This is a genomic window from Pilosibacter sp. NGB245 (assembly GCF_057397225.1).
The window spans coordinates 2,312,995-2,326,662 of the sequence record NZ_CM171584.1; the positions used below are offsets into that span (position 1 = coordinate 2,312,995).

Consider the following 13,668-nt stretch of genomic DNA (forward strand, 5'->3'; position numbering starts at 1 on the left):
TCAGCCTACTCTCCGAGACCACTGTTGATCAGCTCTGTGATCGCGGCCATGGCTTCCTGCTCATCCGCTCCATCACAGATCAATTCGATCTCATCTCCGCACTTTACGCATGCCCCCAGCACGCTCAGTACACTTTTTGCATTTGCTGTCGTGTGTTCATATTCAAATTTGATCGAACTCTGAAACCGCAATGCCGCCTTGCACAGAAGCCCTGCCGGTCTCAAGTGCAGACCGGTCGGGTTTCCAATTGTAACTTTTTGCTTTACCATAAGTATTTTTAACTCCTAATTTCGAAATAACGTCTGAAGTCCGATTGCCTGATGAGCTTCTGTTGTCTCTGGCGGGACGATCACCGCATGTCTTGTCGCTGCTGCGGTGGTCTCCTCCTCTGTCTCCGCCTCTTTGCTGCTCTCTGCAGTAATCTCAGACGCTTTAGTTGTCTCCTCTACGGTTGTCTCCGGTGTTGTCTCTGCCGCGGATTCCTGCTCTTTTGTAACATTTACCACACAGCTGGAGATTCCCAGCAGATCATACGCCGAATCCAGTTCTCTGTTCAGTGTAGGCTGAATCTGATGACTTCCCTCTCCCATTCCTGAGACATTCAGACTCAGATCATCGGATGTGAACCGCAGGCTGTCAAGTTCCTCCTGAAGCGCTCGGATCCGGATCGTAACGGTTGCCGGTTCCGCCTGATAGCTGTAGGAACTGTTAGCGCCAACATAACAGTCAGAACTGATGCGCACCGTGTATTCCTGCTCTTTTAACGGCTCCACGGTCAAAGTCACCGTGATCTCGGAGCTGTCCATTCCGGCAAGGGAAACTCCCTCCGGCAGGTAATCATTCAGATCGATCGTCTTTACGATGTTCGCCTTTGCTCCGGTAACATCCAGCTCTTCTTTCGGGATCGTGATGGTATTTAAGGACGCCAGAGCGCTCTTTAATCCAACTACCGGCACACTCTTAAGCGCGCATTCCACACCTGAATAACGGTAACCGCTCGCCACCTCACCGGTGACATCGAAGTCCAGGCTCAGATTCTTCACCTTCAGGATCTCCATGGTGTAATCCACGCTCTTGCAGTTGCTGATCAGACGGTCGCTGATCGTAATGCTGTTGTTATTTGCATCATAGAACTTCGGCTCCTCCGAATCGCTCCAGTCTGCATTCTTTCCGTCTAAATTGATCTCGACCCCGACACTGCTGATCTGCCCGATCAGGGATTCCGGACCTTCCACCGTAAGTGTTTCCGGTGAGAGTGTCACTTTACCGGTCTGGTAACCATCCTCGAGCATTCCCGTCGTCGTAACCCCGATCGTAAATGTCTTTCTCTGAAGAGGTTCCGTCTCGATCTTGATGGTCCCGCTCCGGCTTACCGGGGTAGATACCAGGTACTCCGAGTGATTTAAGACCTCGATCTTGATCGGGATCGCTCCTGTCACAGACCACATATCCGTCATATCCGCATAGGCACGGAAATCTGAAGAACGGATCCGATACGCATTCGTCGTCTTTACCTCATACTGCACTGTCGTCGTCGACTTTCCGACAACCTCGTAAGTCAGATTATTCTTTGTGAGGACATCACTGTTGACGATCTCCACCGGCACCTCGACCGTATCCGTCATGACCGGATCTGCCACATTGACAACTCCCAGCCAGACTAAAAAAGCACACAGGAAGGAAATCAGCAAAAGCCCCCATCTTTTATTCTGCTTTTCTTTCATTTTTATGCCATCCCTTCAGAAGTTTGAACGGGCCGGATACAGTCTCCTCCTGCGGCTTCGCAGCGATCGCAAGTTTCAGCTCTTCCGGACTGTTGATCCTTCTTAAACTTCCGCGTTCTGCCAGCGATACCCGTCCGGTCTCCTCCGATACGACCACCGTCAGACTGTCCGTGCTCTCACTGATCCCCAGAGCTGCGCGGTGTCTCGTTCCGAGATCCTTACTGATGCTGAGGTTATCAGAAAGCGGCAGGTAACAGGTCGCAGAGGTCACACGGTTTCCGCGGATAATGATCGCTCCATCGTGAAGCGGCGTATTATGCTCAAAAATATTGATCAGAAGCTGGCTCGTCACGATCCCGTCCACCGGGATCCCTGTTCGCTCGATCTCCGGAAGCGGAGTGTCGCGCTCGATCACGATCAGCGCTCCTGTCTTTACTTTTCCCATCTCGAAGGCAGCGCGTGTAATCTCGTTTACGGTCTTTTCCGTATATCCCTCCTGGAGTCTGGAATTCTCGGAAATAAAAAGATCTGTGATGATGTTTTTGCTTCCGAGCTGCTCCAGCGCTTTCCGGAGTTCCGGCTGGAAGATAATGATGAGAGCCGTCAATACGAGCTGGCCCATATGGTTGATGATCCAGGTGATCGTATTCAGATGGAACATCGCCGCCAGCAGATAGAATCCGACAATGATCATACCACCCCGCAGCAGCACTCCTGCTCTCGTCGACTTTACCCACAAAAGGACTTCATAGATCAGGACTGTGAGGATCAGAATTTCAAAAAGATTCGACAATGTGATCTTCGGAATAAATGTAAACCAGGAATACATATTCCCAAGAAATTCTGTCATTTTGTTACCTCCGTACAATTATTCACGCGTTTCATTTTTCTCGCGTCTCACGTTTTTTCTCGAATAGATCCGCTGTACCTTTACGTCCGGTGCGGACACCGTGAGCTTCGGGACAGCTTTTACATAATAATAGTAATCATCATCTTCATACTGCAGATACTCTGTTCTCGTATAATCCACTGCGAATACAAAGAACTGGTAGATCAGGGCGATCACCACCGAGACAACGATCCCAAAGATCATGGAACCGGCAGATACCGGAAGATTGAAGTTGAAATCTCCCACAAAGATCACAGCAAGCTGGGTGATCACTCCTGCAACGATGGCGATGGACCAGGAATAATCCACCGAGAGATTTTTGATAATGAGCACGACAAGGATCGCAGCGGCAAACGCAGCCACCATGACCCACATGAGTTCATTTCCGAACACATTTTTTACGATCTGGATAAAACGGTCCGCCATCTCCGTCATGGAGCTTCCGGTCAGTGTCCCCGCATTCTGCTTTAAATACATCAGGATATAGTAAATGCAGACACCACAGCACACCGGAACGATCGAGACCAGACTTCCGGAAAGACCTACGACGAGCGGGACCACATACGGGATCCGCAGGAAAAACAGCAGCGGAGTCAGGAGCAGAAGATATCCGTCCCCCGGGCGGAAACCATAGTAAAGGACAGTAACCGCGAGCATGAATACAAAGATGATCAGGGCGATCTCCAGAGACACCTGGGAAACATGGATCAGGATAAAGATCCCGGCTAAAAACGCAGTCACTCCGTACGGGATAAAGGAGGCGATCAGTCCCATTACCACCGGGATCAGCGGATTTTTCAGCTTTGTCATAAATCCCACATTCGCATTGATCAGCCAGAAGGTGAGAAATCCCACCAGAAATCTTACGACCGGTACGATGTAAATATTATATTTCCCATAAAATTGTTTCAGTTTTTCCTTAAATACTAAAAGTCCGATCACTTACTCTTTTCCTCCCCGTTTTCCTTCACTCCCTGCTGGTTGTACTTTTTATCCAGCCGCCGGAGTTTTGCCTGGTAGATCTTCAGTTTTCCCACCGCCTCATCATAGCGTCTCGAATAGATCTTCCAGGTCACGACAAGATATGCGAGAAGTCCTGCCACATAGTAAAATACAAGGCGTGCACCAAGTGAAAGCAGATCGTCGACTGCCATCGCATTGATCAGATCATCAAAACGGTAAAGGACCCATAGCATCAGGCACAGGCAGACGGTCAGTGAATACGCGATAAACGACCGGATCAGGTGGCTTCCCACATAATCGCTCTTAAAATACCGGTTCGCAGGAATGGATTCCTTCATCATTTTCTTTTCAAACATGGCGATCCCCGTCATCAGACGGATCTTCTCCTCATTTAACATGTCAGTCTCCTTTTCACGTTCCGGCATCAGATACAGGCTGCTGAAAAGACCGTTCCTTTTGATTTTTCTCTGCCGCCGCTGCCGTTGAGTTTCTCATCTTCCACTCTCCTCACCACCGGCAGCGACAGGAGAATTTCTGCTGATTCTCGTTAAACAGTTATCAAGTATAACATATTTTCCTGCGCTTGGCGAGACACCGTCCTTACATTTATGAAAATATTAAGGAAAATGTAACGTGATCGCAGTGATTCACTCCCATTCTGCATATGCGTCCGCAGGATCTTCAGTTCAGGGACGCGATAAATCTTCCGAATGCCTCCCGGCCTGCCTCTGTGCGTTTATAGACACCGGCATCCTCCAGAACATTCGCAAATACATGACCGACCTCATCCTGCAGGATCTCCATCACATTGTCTTTTGTGATCTTCTCGTATTTCGGAAGGAATTCCTCCACCCAGTCCGCATGTTTCGCGATCGACTCTTCGCTGCGGATGTCTTTTCCTTCTACAATATAAGCTGCGAGCAGGGCAAGCTCTTCTTTCAGTCTTGACGGAAGGACCGCAAGACCCATGACTTCGATCAGTCCGATGTTCTCTTTTTTAATGTGATGCAGCTTCGGGTTCGGATGGAACAGGCCGAGCGGGCGGTCCTCGGTGGTGCGGTTATTTCTGAGCACCAGGTCCAGCTCAAACTTCCCATCGCGGAATCTCGCGATCGGGGTGATCGTGTTGTGCGGTTCTCCGTTTGTATCCGCATAAATATCCGCATCCGCATCTGTGTATCCGCGCCATGCAGTCAGGATCTTGTCTGCAAGATCGATCAGCCGCTCTTTCTTTTCCCCACGGATCCGGATCACGGACATCGGCCATTTTACGATCCCGGCTTCCACATCCTCGAATCCATTGACTGTAAAACTCTTTTCCACCGGCGCCTTCGCCATTGCAAAGGTATATCTTCCGCCCTGGAAATGGTCGTGGGTTAGGATGGAACCGCCAACGATCGGGAGATCCGCATTGGATCCCAGGAAATAGTGCGGGAACATCGTGACGAAATCAAATAATTTCTTAAATGTGTTCCGGTCGATCTTCATCGGCGTATGTTTTCCGTTGAAGACGATGCAGTGCTCATTATAATAGACATACGGAGAATACTGGAATCCCCAGTTCTCCCCGTTTAAAGTCAGCGGGATGATCCTGTGGTTGTTTCTCGCCGGATGATTGACGCGGCCCGCATAGCCGACGTTCTCCATGCAGAGCAGGCATTTCGGATATCCGCTCTGTTTCATGTTCTTTGCAGCTGCGATCGCTTTCGGATCTTTCTCCGGTTTGGAGAGGTTTACCGTGATATCGAGATCCCCATACTCTGTCTTTGTGATCCACTTCAGATCTTTACAGACGCGGTAACGGCGGATATAGTTGGAATCCTGGCTCAGTTTATAGAAATAACCGGTCGCATCCTCCGGGGACTTTTCATATTCACTGTGGAACTTTTTTACGACCTCACTCGGGCGCGGCATCAGGCAGTTCATGAGCCGCGTATCAAAGAGATCCCGGTACACAACGCTGTTGTTTTCAAGGATCCCGTGTTCTGCCGCGTAATCGGTCAGCTCATTTAAGGTATCTTCCAGGCTGATCGTCCCCACGATCTCGCCAGGCTCTTCATATTCATCCATGCCGAGAACTTCCAGGATCTGGTTTCTGGCGTAGATCTCGTCTTCTTTTTCGATCAGGCCTGTTTCTTTTCCATACTGTACCAGTTTTTTTACTGACATTTCAATCATGATGTATCCCCTCCGATTTTGCGGTTATATGTTAGCTTGCATGATAGTTGATTGGCTGGTTTTTGTGCGCTCTTCTTGTTTTTCCGATGGAAAAACGAGAAGCATAGGGCGGTCGCCCTATGCCCGATTATTCCGCATCATTCTCTCAGACAAGTAAACTTGCCTGAGAGAATGCTCCGAAACAATCGGGCGCACCTGCAACCTGTTACCATTCATTATAGTAAAAATATCCCCTCAATACAATCGGTATTTTATTTTTTTATACCGCGCATTGCGTGCATCAGGCGTTCTGTAATGATCCCGCCGACAACTCCGATCAGGGTTCCTGCGATGCAGCCGGCGGCGAGGAGGAACGGGAGATAGTAAAATACGCCTGCTGTCTGGACAATGACAGCTGCGAATGTGATCTGACCGATGTTGTGGGCGATGCCGCCGAGGACGCTGATACCGATCTGGGAGAGTTTTCCCGTTTTCTTTAAGATTGCCATCACAAACAGGCTGAGAAAGCTTCCTGACAGCCCGTAGATCATACTGTATGGATTTCCAAAAGATAAACCCACAAGAACGATGCGGATCAGGGTCACCGCGATCGTTCCGGGGATCCCGATCAGGTAAAGTCCCACCACCGTCACAAGGTTCGCGAGTCCAAGCTTTACGCCCGGGACCGGGATCGGAATGGGGATCAGCGTCTCAACAAAGCTGAGCACCATGGCGAGTGCGATGAGAAGTCCGTACAATGCGATATTTATCGCCTTTTTTTCTCGATACATAGGATCGATCCCTCGTCTTTCTTGACTTTCAAAAGTCTGTTTGTTAGAATAAAAAATCAGATATTATGAGGATCCGGCGTAACGGCTCCTCATTGATCGGAAAGTTACGATCATCCATCAAATTACAGGAAGTACAAATATGAACAAAAAAACAATCTTCAGCATCTGTGCCGCCGGTCTCATCCTCGTTTCCGGCATGGCACTGAGTGGATGCCAAAATAGTGACGGTCCGGGTCTTCTCACTCCTGAGACTCCTTTGAGCCGTTCCGATTTTCTGCTCAACACCTTCGTCACCATCACCCTCTACGATTCTGACGACTCCTCTATCTTAGACGATTCGATGGCACTTTGTAAAGAGTATGAAAACATTTTCAGCAAGACGTTAGAGACCAGTGAACTCTATCAGATCAACCACCGGACTACGGACACCGTCACGGTTTCCGACGATATGGCGGCGCTCTTATCGAAAGGTCTGGAATACTGCGAAAAGTCCGGCGGCGCTTTCGACATTACGATCGAACCGCTGAGCTCCCTCTGGAACTTCACGAGTGGCGAGGCTGTGATCCCGGATGCGGCGGACATTGAAGCGGACATTCCGAAAGTGGATTATCACAACCTGGTCCTCTCCGGAAACACCCTGACGTTCCTTTCCCCTGACACCACGATCGATCTCGGATCTATCGCAAAGGGATATATCGCCGACCGTATCAAGGATCAGCTTCTGGATGCCGGCGTGAAGAGCGCAATCATTAATCTCGGCGGAAACGTTCTCTGCGTCGGAGAAAAGCCGGATGGGAGCAAGTTCCACATCGGACTTCAGAAACCGTTTGCGGACCGCGATGAGACTTTTGAGGTGCTTGGCATCGATGATCTCTCCGTTGTCACTTCCGGCGTCTATGAACGCCATTTTGAGGTTGACGGAAAAAATTACCATCATATTTTAAATCCGGCAACGGGGTATCCTTACGATAACGGGCTGATCTCCGTGACGATCCTTTCCGAAGAATCCGTGGACGGTGACGGTCTCTCCACCACCTGCTTTTCTCTCGGACTTGAAAAAGGACTGGAGCTTGCAAATTCCCTCGACGGGATCTATGCATGCTTTATCGATGAGGATTATCACGTTTATTATTCGGACGGGATGGAAGACTTTATCATTAAACAATGATCCCCGGCTCAGCGCATCCGGGATCCGCAGGCACTGCAGCCTCATTGGTTATTGAGTTTTCAGGAGATTTTTATGACAGAAAATAAAGACATGAAACACACACTTTTTAAGAAACAGGACCTGATCCTGATCGCCGTGGTCCTTGCGGCTGCCGCTCTTCTGTTTCTCGGGACAAAGCTGATGCATAAGAGCCCGGCAGAAGTCGTCGAGATCTCTGTCGACGGAAACGTCGTCGAGACACTCGATCTCGCAAAAGATCAGGAACTCACGATCGATGGTGCATCCGGCGGCACAAACCATCTGATCATCAAAGACGGGGAAGTCTGGGTCTCCGAAGCGACCTGCCCCGATAAGATCTGCGTTCACCAGGGGAAGATCCATATGGACGGCGAGATCATCGTCTGCCTGCCGAACAAAATGACCGCACAGATCAAGAGCGTGAAATGACAGGACCGGGAGGGAAACCCGACCGGACGATAGAAAAGTTTTCCCACCAGCTTAAAAACCTGAGGAGCCCAAAAAGCTTCTCAGGTTTTCACTTGTTATTTCTCTGTTAAATTTCCTGTCCGTACTCCATCTCACAGGCTTTCCGCTTTTATTCCGCCAGTCCCATCTCTTTCATCTCTTCCGCAACAGAGTCCTCGCAGGATCTCATGGCGAGGATCGTCATCTCCATCAGCTTCGGCAGTTCCCAGCCGAGATTTTCCGCCCCTTTTGTGATGACGTCTCTGGAGCATCCGGCCGCAAACTTCTTATCCTTAAATTTTTTCTTTAAGCTGGATACTTCCATATCCTTCGTGCTCTTTGAAGGGCGCATCTTCGCTGCCGCCCAGATCAGACCGGTCAACTCGTCTGCCGCAAAGAGGACTTTCTCCATCTCATGCTCCGGCTTTGCGTTGATCCACTCGTGGATGCCGTATCCGTGGCTGCAGACTGCATGGATCACCTCGTCTTCCGCTCCGCCTTCTTTTAACAGGCGCGGGGCAATCAGACAGTGTTCTTCCGGGTATTCCTCAAAATCAATATCATGAAGGATTCCGCAGATCTCCCAGAATCCGGCTTCATCCCCATATCCAAGCTCATTCGCGTACCATTTTAAAACTCCCCCGACGGTAAGTCCGTGGAGAATGTGGAACGGTTCTTTGTTGTGTTTTCTGAGGAGCTCGATGGCATCCTCTCTTGTAAGTTTTGTCTGCATGCTTTTATGCCTCCGTACTGATAGATTTTCAGTAACTGTCCGCTACCCTTGCAGTTACCAATTTTCTTTTCTATCAGTATAACAGGATTTCCCTATAATTCAAGTATGTATGATAACAGGATTCCCATCACATGTTACTGCCAGAACGTTACTGTTCGCGACCAATGTCAGTAGAGCCAGAACTTCATCATCACGATCCTCTCTGCATATCCAAAATCCCACCGGTCAACCTTCCCGTCTGTCACCACCGGATCACTGTCCAGAATAATCCCATCAATCATATAATCTCTCTGCCCCACCGGCATGCCCTCCTCCACCGGTGCATCCACAGCCTTTGCTATCTTCGTTCTCACCCGGATTTTTTCATCTTTCCCCAGCAGGACACGGAGTGTTTTCTCATCTGCACTCCCATTCTCGATCCGAATCTTCACCTCCGGCATTACACCGTTTTCCACTGAAATCACCGCAGATTTCCCAAGCCCCTGTTTTTCGATCTCCTGATATTCAAAATTTTCCTCCCCATATGTCACAAGCTTCCTCATATCCTGCCACTTGTATGTCTTATGGGGCGGCCATCCGCAGCCTAACAGTGCTGCAATCAATAATTTTTCTCCTTTTTTTACCGCCCCCACATAACAATACCCTGCTTTTCCCGTAAATCCGGTCTTTCCGCAGACCGCACCCGCCATGGATGTCAGAAGAGCATTGTGGTTCATACAGGAAAAGCTTCTATCGCCGGAGAGATCTGAAAACGTATGGGACGGTGCTCTTGTGATGGCAAGAAATTCTTCCTTCGCCGGAGAGAGCAGGATCCCGTATCTGAGAATCCGCGCCAGATCTTCCGCCGTTGTGGAATGGATCTTTCCGCTCTCCCTCTCCGTTGCGTCCAGTCCGTTGGGCGTCAGAAAATATGTATCCTCACACCCGAGTTCCACCGCTTTCCGGTTCATCATATCCGCGAAATTCTCCACACTGCCTCCAACGGCCTCAGCGATTGCTGCGGCGGAATCATTGTGGGATTCCAGCATCATGGAGTACAGGAGATCTCTCAGGCGGTATCTTTCCCCTTTTCTCACATGCAGCTTTACCTCCGGCATCGATGCCGCGCGATCTGAGATCAGAACTTCCGTGTCCGGCCCGGCGTTTTCCAGCGCCAGAATACAGGTCATGATCTTCGTGGTACTGGCCATCGGAAGGACTTCCGTCTCGTTTTTTCCGTACAGAACGCGCCCTGTATCGCCGTCCAGCAAAACAGCGGCACGGGAATTCAGAAGGAGAGGATCTGTCTCCGGCTGCGCTGCCGCCGATTCCAGCGCAGGCTGACCAGCCTGACTCCCGCTGTGTTCCGCATACGGATAATTTCCGGGAACTGCAGCCGAAAAAACCAGGAACGCTCCCAGACAGAGCTGCACAATCAGGGACGCACCGCGCTTTCTCTCCATCTTTTCTGTCGGTCTGGTCCATTTGCCGGCCCACGACCGTGCCTTCTCCGCAATATTTTGATTCTTCCACATGTTTCAGGACTTCCGATGCATATTTATCACAACATATGCGTCTGCTTTCTAAGACTTGCCGCGCAATTTTTCCTGTGGTACAATGAAATCTGCTGACTGCCCGTATTTTATCAAAAAGGATATTTCATGAATGTAATTTTAACCTACAAAATCACCGAATCGGAAAGCGGCCGGTCCATCGCTGCATTTCTTCTGGATTCCGGCTATTCATCCCGCCTTGTGGTCCACCTGCGGAACACCGCGGAAAGTTTCTTCCTAAATGGGAAAACCGTCTTTTCCAACACAGTCCTCCAGCCGGAGGACTGCCTGGACGTCCATGTTACGGAGAAAAAGGCTTCTGAGCAGATCGTTCCGGTTCCTGCGGATCTCTCTGTCGTCTTTGAAGACGAACATGTCCTCGTGATCGACAAACCTGCCGGAATGCCGGTCCATCCATCTCAGGGACATTACGAGAACACGCTGGCAAACGCGATCGCCTGGTATTACAGGAATGAGGAGACACCGTTCGTATTCCGCGCCGTGAACCGTCTGGACCGGGATACCTCCGGGCTTATACTTCTGGCAAAAAATCCCTACAGCTCCTGTATTCTCTCTGAGGCCGTGAAGGATCATGCGATCCACAGGGAATACGCCGCCGTCGTTTCCGGAAAGACAGCTGACTCCGGCACCATTGACCTTCCGATCGCCAGAAAAGACGGCTCTACCATTGAGCGCGTCTGCGATCCGGAGCGGGGTGAGGCTGCCGTGACCCATTATCAGACCATCGCATACAACAAGGACGCCGACCTCTCGTTCATCCGCCTCCTGCTGGAGACGGGAAGAACACACCAGATCCGCGTCCATATGAAAGCCATCGGGCACCCACTGCCGGGGGATTTTCTCTACTGCCCGGACTACCGTCTGATCGACCGCCAGCCGCTTCATTCCACCTATCTGAGCTTTTCCCACCCTGCGACCGGGGAGAAGCTTGAATTCTCTGCTCCGCTGCCGCAGGATATGCAGAACCTGTTTCCGGACATCAAAAATCCGGAAGGGCCTGTCTTTTAACGAAACAGGTTCCGTCAGCCTCCCTGAATCCTCAAGCCCTTCGGATAATGGTTCTTGAGCATTCCTCCGGCTGCTTTCGCAAACCCAAGTGACATGCCGCCGGTCGTCACGAGAACCCAGCCTTTTGCCGGGATTCCCTGATTTTCAAAATCTTCCTCCCGCAGCGTCTCTCCGCGGAGATATTTCAAGGCAAGAGCCCCAAAACCGACCTCCACCATCTGCTTCACTTCCTCTTTCTTTAAAAACAGGGCCAGAGCATGGGACGGTTCAAGCCTGCCTTTTTTTGCTGTTCCAAGATGTAACCCCGGTCTTAAGACCCTGAGCCCCTTAAGGTCCGGCATCATCTCCGGAACGAGGTAGAGATTTTCTCCAAACAGCAGAAATTTCTTTCTGTCCTCCAGATCTTCTGCATCCATCAGATTCTCTTTTTCAAACTCACGGAATGCGGAGACTGCCTCAGAAAGGGCGCCATCGTCTTTTCTGTTGTCTTTCCTGCTGCCCTTCTTCCGTTTCTCCACGATCTCCGCAGCGTTCTGACTATCTGCCTCCGTCACAGTGTCCCCGGAGTTCTCTCCTTTCACAAGCAGTGCCAGAAAATGTCCTTCCCCATCCGCAAGATGCGGCCAGATCCTGACTGTCTTTTCCAGCTCTTCGTTCCCGTCTGCCCACTCCGGGTGTCCGGCAGAGAAGTACTTCGCAAGTTCCGGCTTTTCCACAGAGAATTCCGGATGGCGCGAGAGGAATCTCGCTACACTCTGTTCATTCTCCTCTGGTGAAAATGTACAGGTGGAATACGCGATCCGTCCGCCATCTTTCAACATGGCTGCCGCGCAGTCCAGAATCCCGTCCTGAAGCCCTGCGCACTGTTTGACATGGTCCGGGCTCCACTCATTTCTGGCATTCTCATCCTTTCGGAACATTCCTTCTCCGGAACAAGGCGCGTCCACCACGATCCCATCAAAAAACTCCGGAAACGCAGGCACAAGCTGAAACGGATCCATGTTCGTCACCACCGCATTTCCGATGCCGAGGCGCTCAATATTCTGGGATAAAATCTTTGCCCGGGCCGGATGGATCTCATTGCAGATTAAAAGCCCCTGCCCGCCCATTTTTCCCGCAAGATGGGTGGATTTTCCTCCGGGTGCCGCACAGAGATCCAGAATCCGCTCTCCGGGCTTTGGGGCTAATGCCTCCGCTGTGGACATGGCACTTGGTTCCTGAATATAGTATGCCCCCGCCTCATGGAACGGATGACGTCCCGGGCGCATATCTGCCTCGTAGTAGAATCCTTCCTTCGCCCAGGGAACTTTTGCAAGTCCTCCCAGGTATTCTTCCAGAGGCGTTCCCGCCTCTGCCGTCCAGCCATTTTTCTGTTTTAACGGATTGACCCGCAGACCGAATTTCCGCTCCGCGTCATAACTTTCAAAAAACGGTTCCGCGTCACTGCCAAGAAGCTTCTCCATCTTTTTCACGAATGCTTCCGGAAGCTTAATCTTCTTCTCTTTTTCCATAGTCTCCTGATCTCAAAAGCGCCCGTCGGGAAAATCCCGGCGGACGCTCTTTCTTAGTCTCTGTTCTTTTACGGACCGTAATCTCTATCTGCAGCAGTCCGTAAATCTGTTTCTTTGAAACTCTGATTACAGTTCGATCTTGTAATCGTCCGCGCCGACACCGTTTACTACATAGTAAGCAGCGCTCTCTTCCGGCTTTACATAGATCTCGATAGTCTTGATATCGCCGACTTTATTGCCTTTCTTTGTGTAGGCTTTCTTAACAGCCGCGATGAGATCTTTCTCTGCAACTTCCTTGCCGGCGAACTGTACAACTACGGATGTCTTGATGTCCTTTGCTGTTGTTCTCTTTGCCGGAGTCTTCTTTGCAGTCTCCTTCTTCGGCTCCTCTGCCTTCTTGGCTTCTGCCTTTGGAGCCTCAGCCTTTGCTTCTGCCTTAACTGTTGCCTCTGCTTCTACAGTGTTATTGCTAACCGGTGCTGCAGCCATTTTCTTTGCTGCGGCTGCGATTGGGTTCTTCTTTGCCATAATGATATCCTCCCGAAAAATGTTGACACACCAAACTGTTTCCTGCCATTTCCTGAGTTGTCGTGCTAAGTAATTGTCATAGCGCATTATAAGCCCTCGTCAGGATTTTGTCAATAAAATCCCGTAAAACTGGCATTTGTAAGCAAAATAGAATCCTGCTTAGCAGGATTCTCCGCCT

Annotated in this window: 14 protein-coding genes; 3 read left to right on the plus strand and 11 right to left on the minus strand. The window is 50.3% G+C overall.

Annotated elements, in window-relative coordinates; translation table 11 throughout:
• Positions 1 to 5: 5 nt before the first annotated feature.
• The 7 genes from ACXMYH_RS10510 to ACXMYH_RS10540 form a co-directional block, all read right to left on the minus strand.
• Positions 6 to 269 (minus strand): HPr family phosphocarrier protein, encoded by a 264-nt coding sequence (locus ACXMYH_RS10510; RefSeq protein WP_486554850.1) that lies wholly within the window; start codon positions 267 to 269, stop codon positions 6 to 8.
• A gap of 15 nt (positions 270 to 284) precedes the next feature.
• On the minus strand, positions 285 to 1,724 hold the full coding sequence (locus ACXMYH_RS10515) for a CdaR family protein (protein WP_486554851.1): 1,440 nt from the start codon (positions 1,722 to 1,724) through the stop codon (positions 285 to 287).
• Positions 1,705 to 2,574 (minus strand): diadenylate cyclase CdaA, encoded by an 870-nt coding sequence (gene cdaA / locus ACXMYH_RS10520; protein ID WP_118532949.1) that lies wholly within the window; start codon positions 2,572 to 2,574, stop codon positions 1,705 to 1,707. The genes ACXMYH_RS10515 and cdaA overlap by 20 nt, the downstream gene beginning before the upstream one ends.
• An 18-nt stretch (positions 2,575 to 2,592) precedes the next feature.
• Positions 2,593 to 3,555, minus strand: a complete 963-nt coding sequence (locus tag ACXMYH_RS10525; RefSeq protein ID WP_118532947.1) for an ABC transporter permease — start codon at positions 3,553 to 3,555, stop codon at positions 2,593 to 2,595.
• The gene (locus tag ACXMYH_RS10530) at positions 3,552 to 4,001 is read right to left on the minus strand and encodes a hypothetical protein (protein ID WP_243022360.1); all 450 of its coding nucleotides are present in this window, start codon (positions 3,999 to 4,001) and stop codon (positions 3,552 to 3,554) included. Before ACXMYH_RS10530 ends, ACXMYH_RS10525 begins: the two co-directional genes overlap by 4 nt.
• Positions 4,002 to 4,257: 256 nt before the next feature.
• Positions 4,258 to 5,754: a UDP-glucose--hexose-1-phosphate uridylyltransferase gene (gene galT, locus ACXMYH_RS10535; RefSeq protein WP_118532943.1), complete on the minus strand. Its 1,497-nt coding sequence runs from the start codon at positions 5,752 to 5,754 to the stop codon at positions 4,258 to 4,260.
• A 251-nt stretch (positions 5,755 to 6,005) separates the two neighbouring features.
• Complete coding sequence (locus ACXMYH_RS10540; protein ID WP_118296977.1) at positions 6,006 to 6,524, minus strand: Gx transporter family protein; 519 nt, start codon at positions 6,522 to 6,524, stop codon at positions 6,006 to 6,008.
• Positions 6,525 to 6,663: 139 nt separating this feature from the next.
• On the opposite strand from ACXMYH_RS10540, the gene ACXMYH_RS10545 reads away from it, so the two are divergent.
• The gene (locus tag ACXMYH_RS10545; RefSeq protein WP_118296978.1) at positions 6,664 to 7,692 is read left to right on the plus strand and encodes an FAD:protein FMN transferase; all 1,029 of its coding nucleotides are present in this window, start codon (positions 6,664 to 6,666) and stop codon (positions 7,690 to 7,692) included.
• Positions 7,693 to 7,764: 72 nt separating this feature from the next.
• Positions 7,765 to 8,139 carry a NusG domain II-containing protein gene (locus ACXMYH_RS10550; protein ID WP_243015976.1) on the plus strand — a complete coding sequence of 125 codons (375 nt, stop codon included), beginning with the start codon at positions 7,765 to 7,767 and terminating at the stop codon, positions 8,137 to 8,139.
• Between the two features lie 148 nt (positions 8,140 to 8,287).
• Here the strand turns inward: ACXMYH_RS10550 and ACXMYH_RS10555 are convergent, their stop codons facing one another.
• Positions 8,288 to 8,890 (minus strand): hydrolase, encoded by a 603-nt coding sequence (locus tag ACXMYH_RS10555; protein ID WP_118532939.1) that lies wholly within the window; start codon positions 8,888 to 8,890, stop codon positions 8,288 to 8,290.
• Between the two features lie 167 nt (positions 8,891 to 9,057).
• Positions 9,058 to 10,404 carry a D-alanyl-D-alanine carboxypeptidase family protein gene (locus ACXMYH_RS10560; protein ID WP_486554852.1) on the minus strand — a complete coding sequence of 449 codons (1,347 nt, stop codon included), beginning with the start codon at positions 10,402 to 10,404 and terminating at the stop codon, positions 9,058 to 9,060.
• Positions 10,405 to 10,530: 126 nt separating this feature from the next.
• Here ACXMYH_RS10560 and ACXMYH_RS10565 point away from each other — a divergent pair, with 126 nt between their 5' ends.
• A complete protein-coding gene (locus ACXMYH_RS10565; protein ID WP_486554853.1) occupies positions 10,531 to 11,451 on the plus strand; it encodes an RluA family pseudouridine synthase in 921 nt (306 codons plus the stop codon).
• 14 nt (positions 11,452 to 11,465) lie between these two features.
• On the opposite strand, the gene ACXMYH_RS10570 is transcribed toward ACXMYH_RS10565, so the two are convergent.
• The gene (locus tag ACXMYH_RS10570) at positions 11,466 to 12,962 is read right to left on the minus strand and encodes an RsmB/NOP family class I SAM-dependent RNA methyltransferase (RefSeq protein ID WP_486554854.1); all 1,497 of its coding nucleotides are present in this window, start codon (positions 12,960 to 12,962) and stop codon (positions 11,466 to 11,468) included.
• A 126-nt stretch (positions 12,963 to 13,088) separates the two neighbouring features.
• Positions 13,089 to 13,490: a DUF6465 family protein gene (locus ACXMYH_RS10575; RefSeq protein WP_486554855.1), complete on the minus strand. Its 402-nt coding sequence runs from the start codon at positions 13,488 to 13,490 to the stop codon at positions 13,089 to 13,091.
• Positions 13,491 to 13,668: the final 178 nt, after the last annotated feature.

Coding starts and splice junctions, on each gene's coding strand:
- ACXMYH_RS10510 (WP_486554850.1), bottom strand. CDS start 269: ATGGTAAAGCAAAAAGTTACAATTGGAAACCCGACCGGTCTGCACTTG.
- ACXMYH_RS10515 (WP_486554851.1), bottom strand. CDS start 1,724: ATGAAAGAAAAGCAGAATAAAAGATGGGGGCTTTTGCTGATTTCCTTC.
- cdaA (WP_118532949.1), bottom strand. CDS start 2,574: ATGACAGAATTTCTTGGGAATATGTATTCCTGGTTTACATTTATTCCG.
- ACXMYH_RS10530 (WP_243022360.1), bottom strand. CDS start 4,001: ATGCCGGAACGTGAAAAGGAGACTGACATGTTAAATGAGGAGAAGATC.
- galT (WP_118532943.1), bottom strand. CDS start 5,754: ATGATTGAAATGTCAGTAAAAAAACTGGTACAGTATGGAAAAGAAACA.
- ACXMYH_RS10540 (WP_118296977.1), bottom strand. CDS start 6,524: ATGTATCGAGAAAAAAAGGCGATAAATATCGCATTGTACGGACTTCTC.
- ACXMYH_RS10545 (WP_118296978.1), top strand. CDS start 6,664: ATGAACAAAAAAACAATCTTCAGCATCTGTGCCGCCGGTCTCATCCTC.
- ACXMYH_RS10550 (WP_243015976.1), top strand. CDS start 7,765: ATGACAGAAAATAAAGACATGAAACACACACTTTTTAAGAAACAGGAC.
- ACXMYH_RS10555 (WP_118532939.1), bottom strand. CDS start 8,890: ATGCAGACAAAACTTACAAGAGAGGATGCCATCGAGCTCCTCAGAAAA.
- ACXMYH_RS10560 (WP_486554852.1), bottom strand. CDS start 10,404: ATGTGGAAGAATCAAAATATTGCGGAGAAGGCACGGTCGTGGGCCGGC.
- ACXMYH_RS10565 (WP_486554853.1), top strand. CDS start 10,531: ATGAATGTAATTTTAACCTACAAAATCACCGAATCGGAAAGCGGCCGG.
- ACXMYH_RS10570 (WP_486554854.1), bottom strand. CDS start 12,962: ATGGAAAAAGAGAAGAAGATTAAGCTTCCGGAAGCATTCGTGAAAAAG.
- ACXMYH_RS10575 (WP_486554855.1), bottom strand. CDS start 13,490: ATGGCAAAGAAGAACCCAATCGCAGCCGCAGCAAAGAAAATGGCTGCA.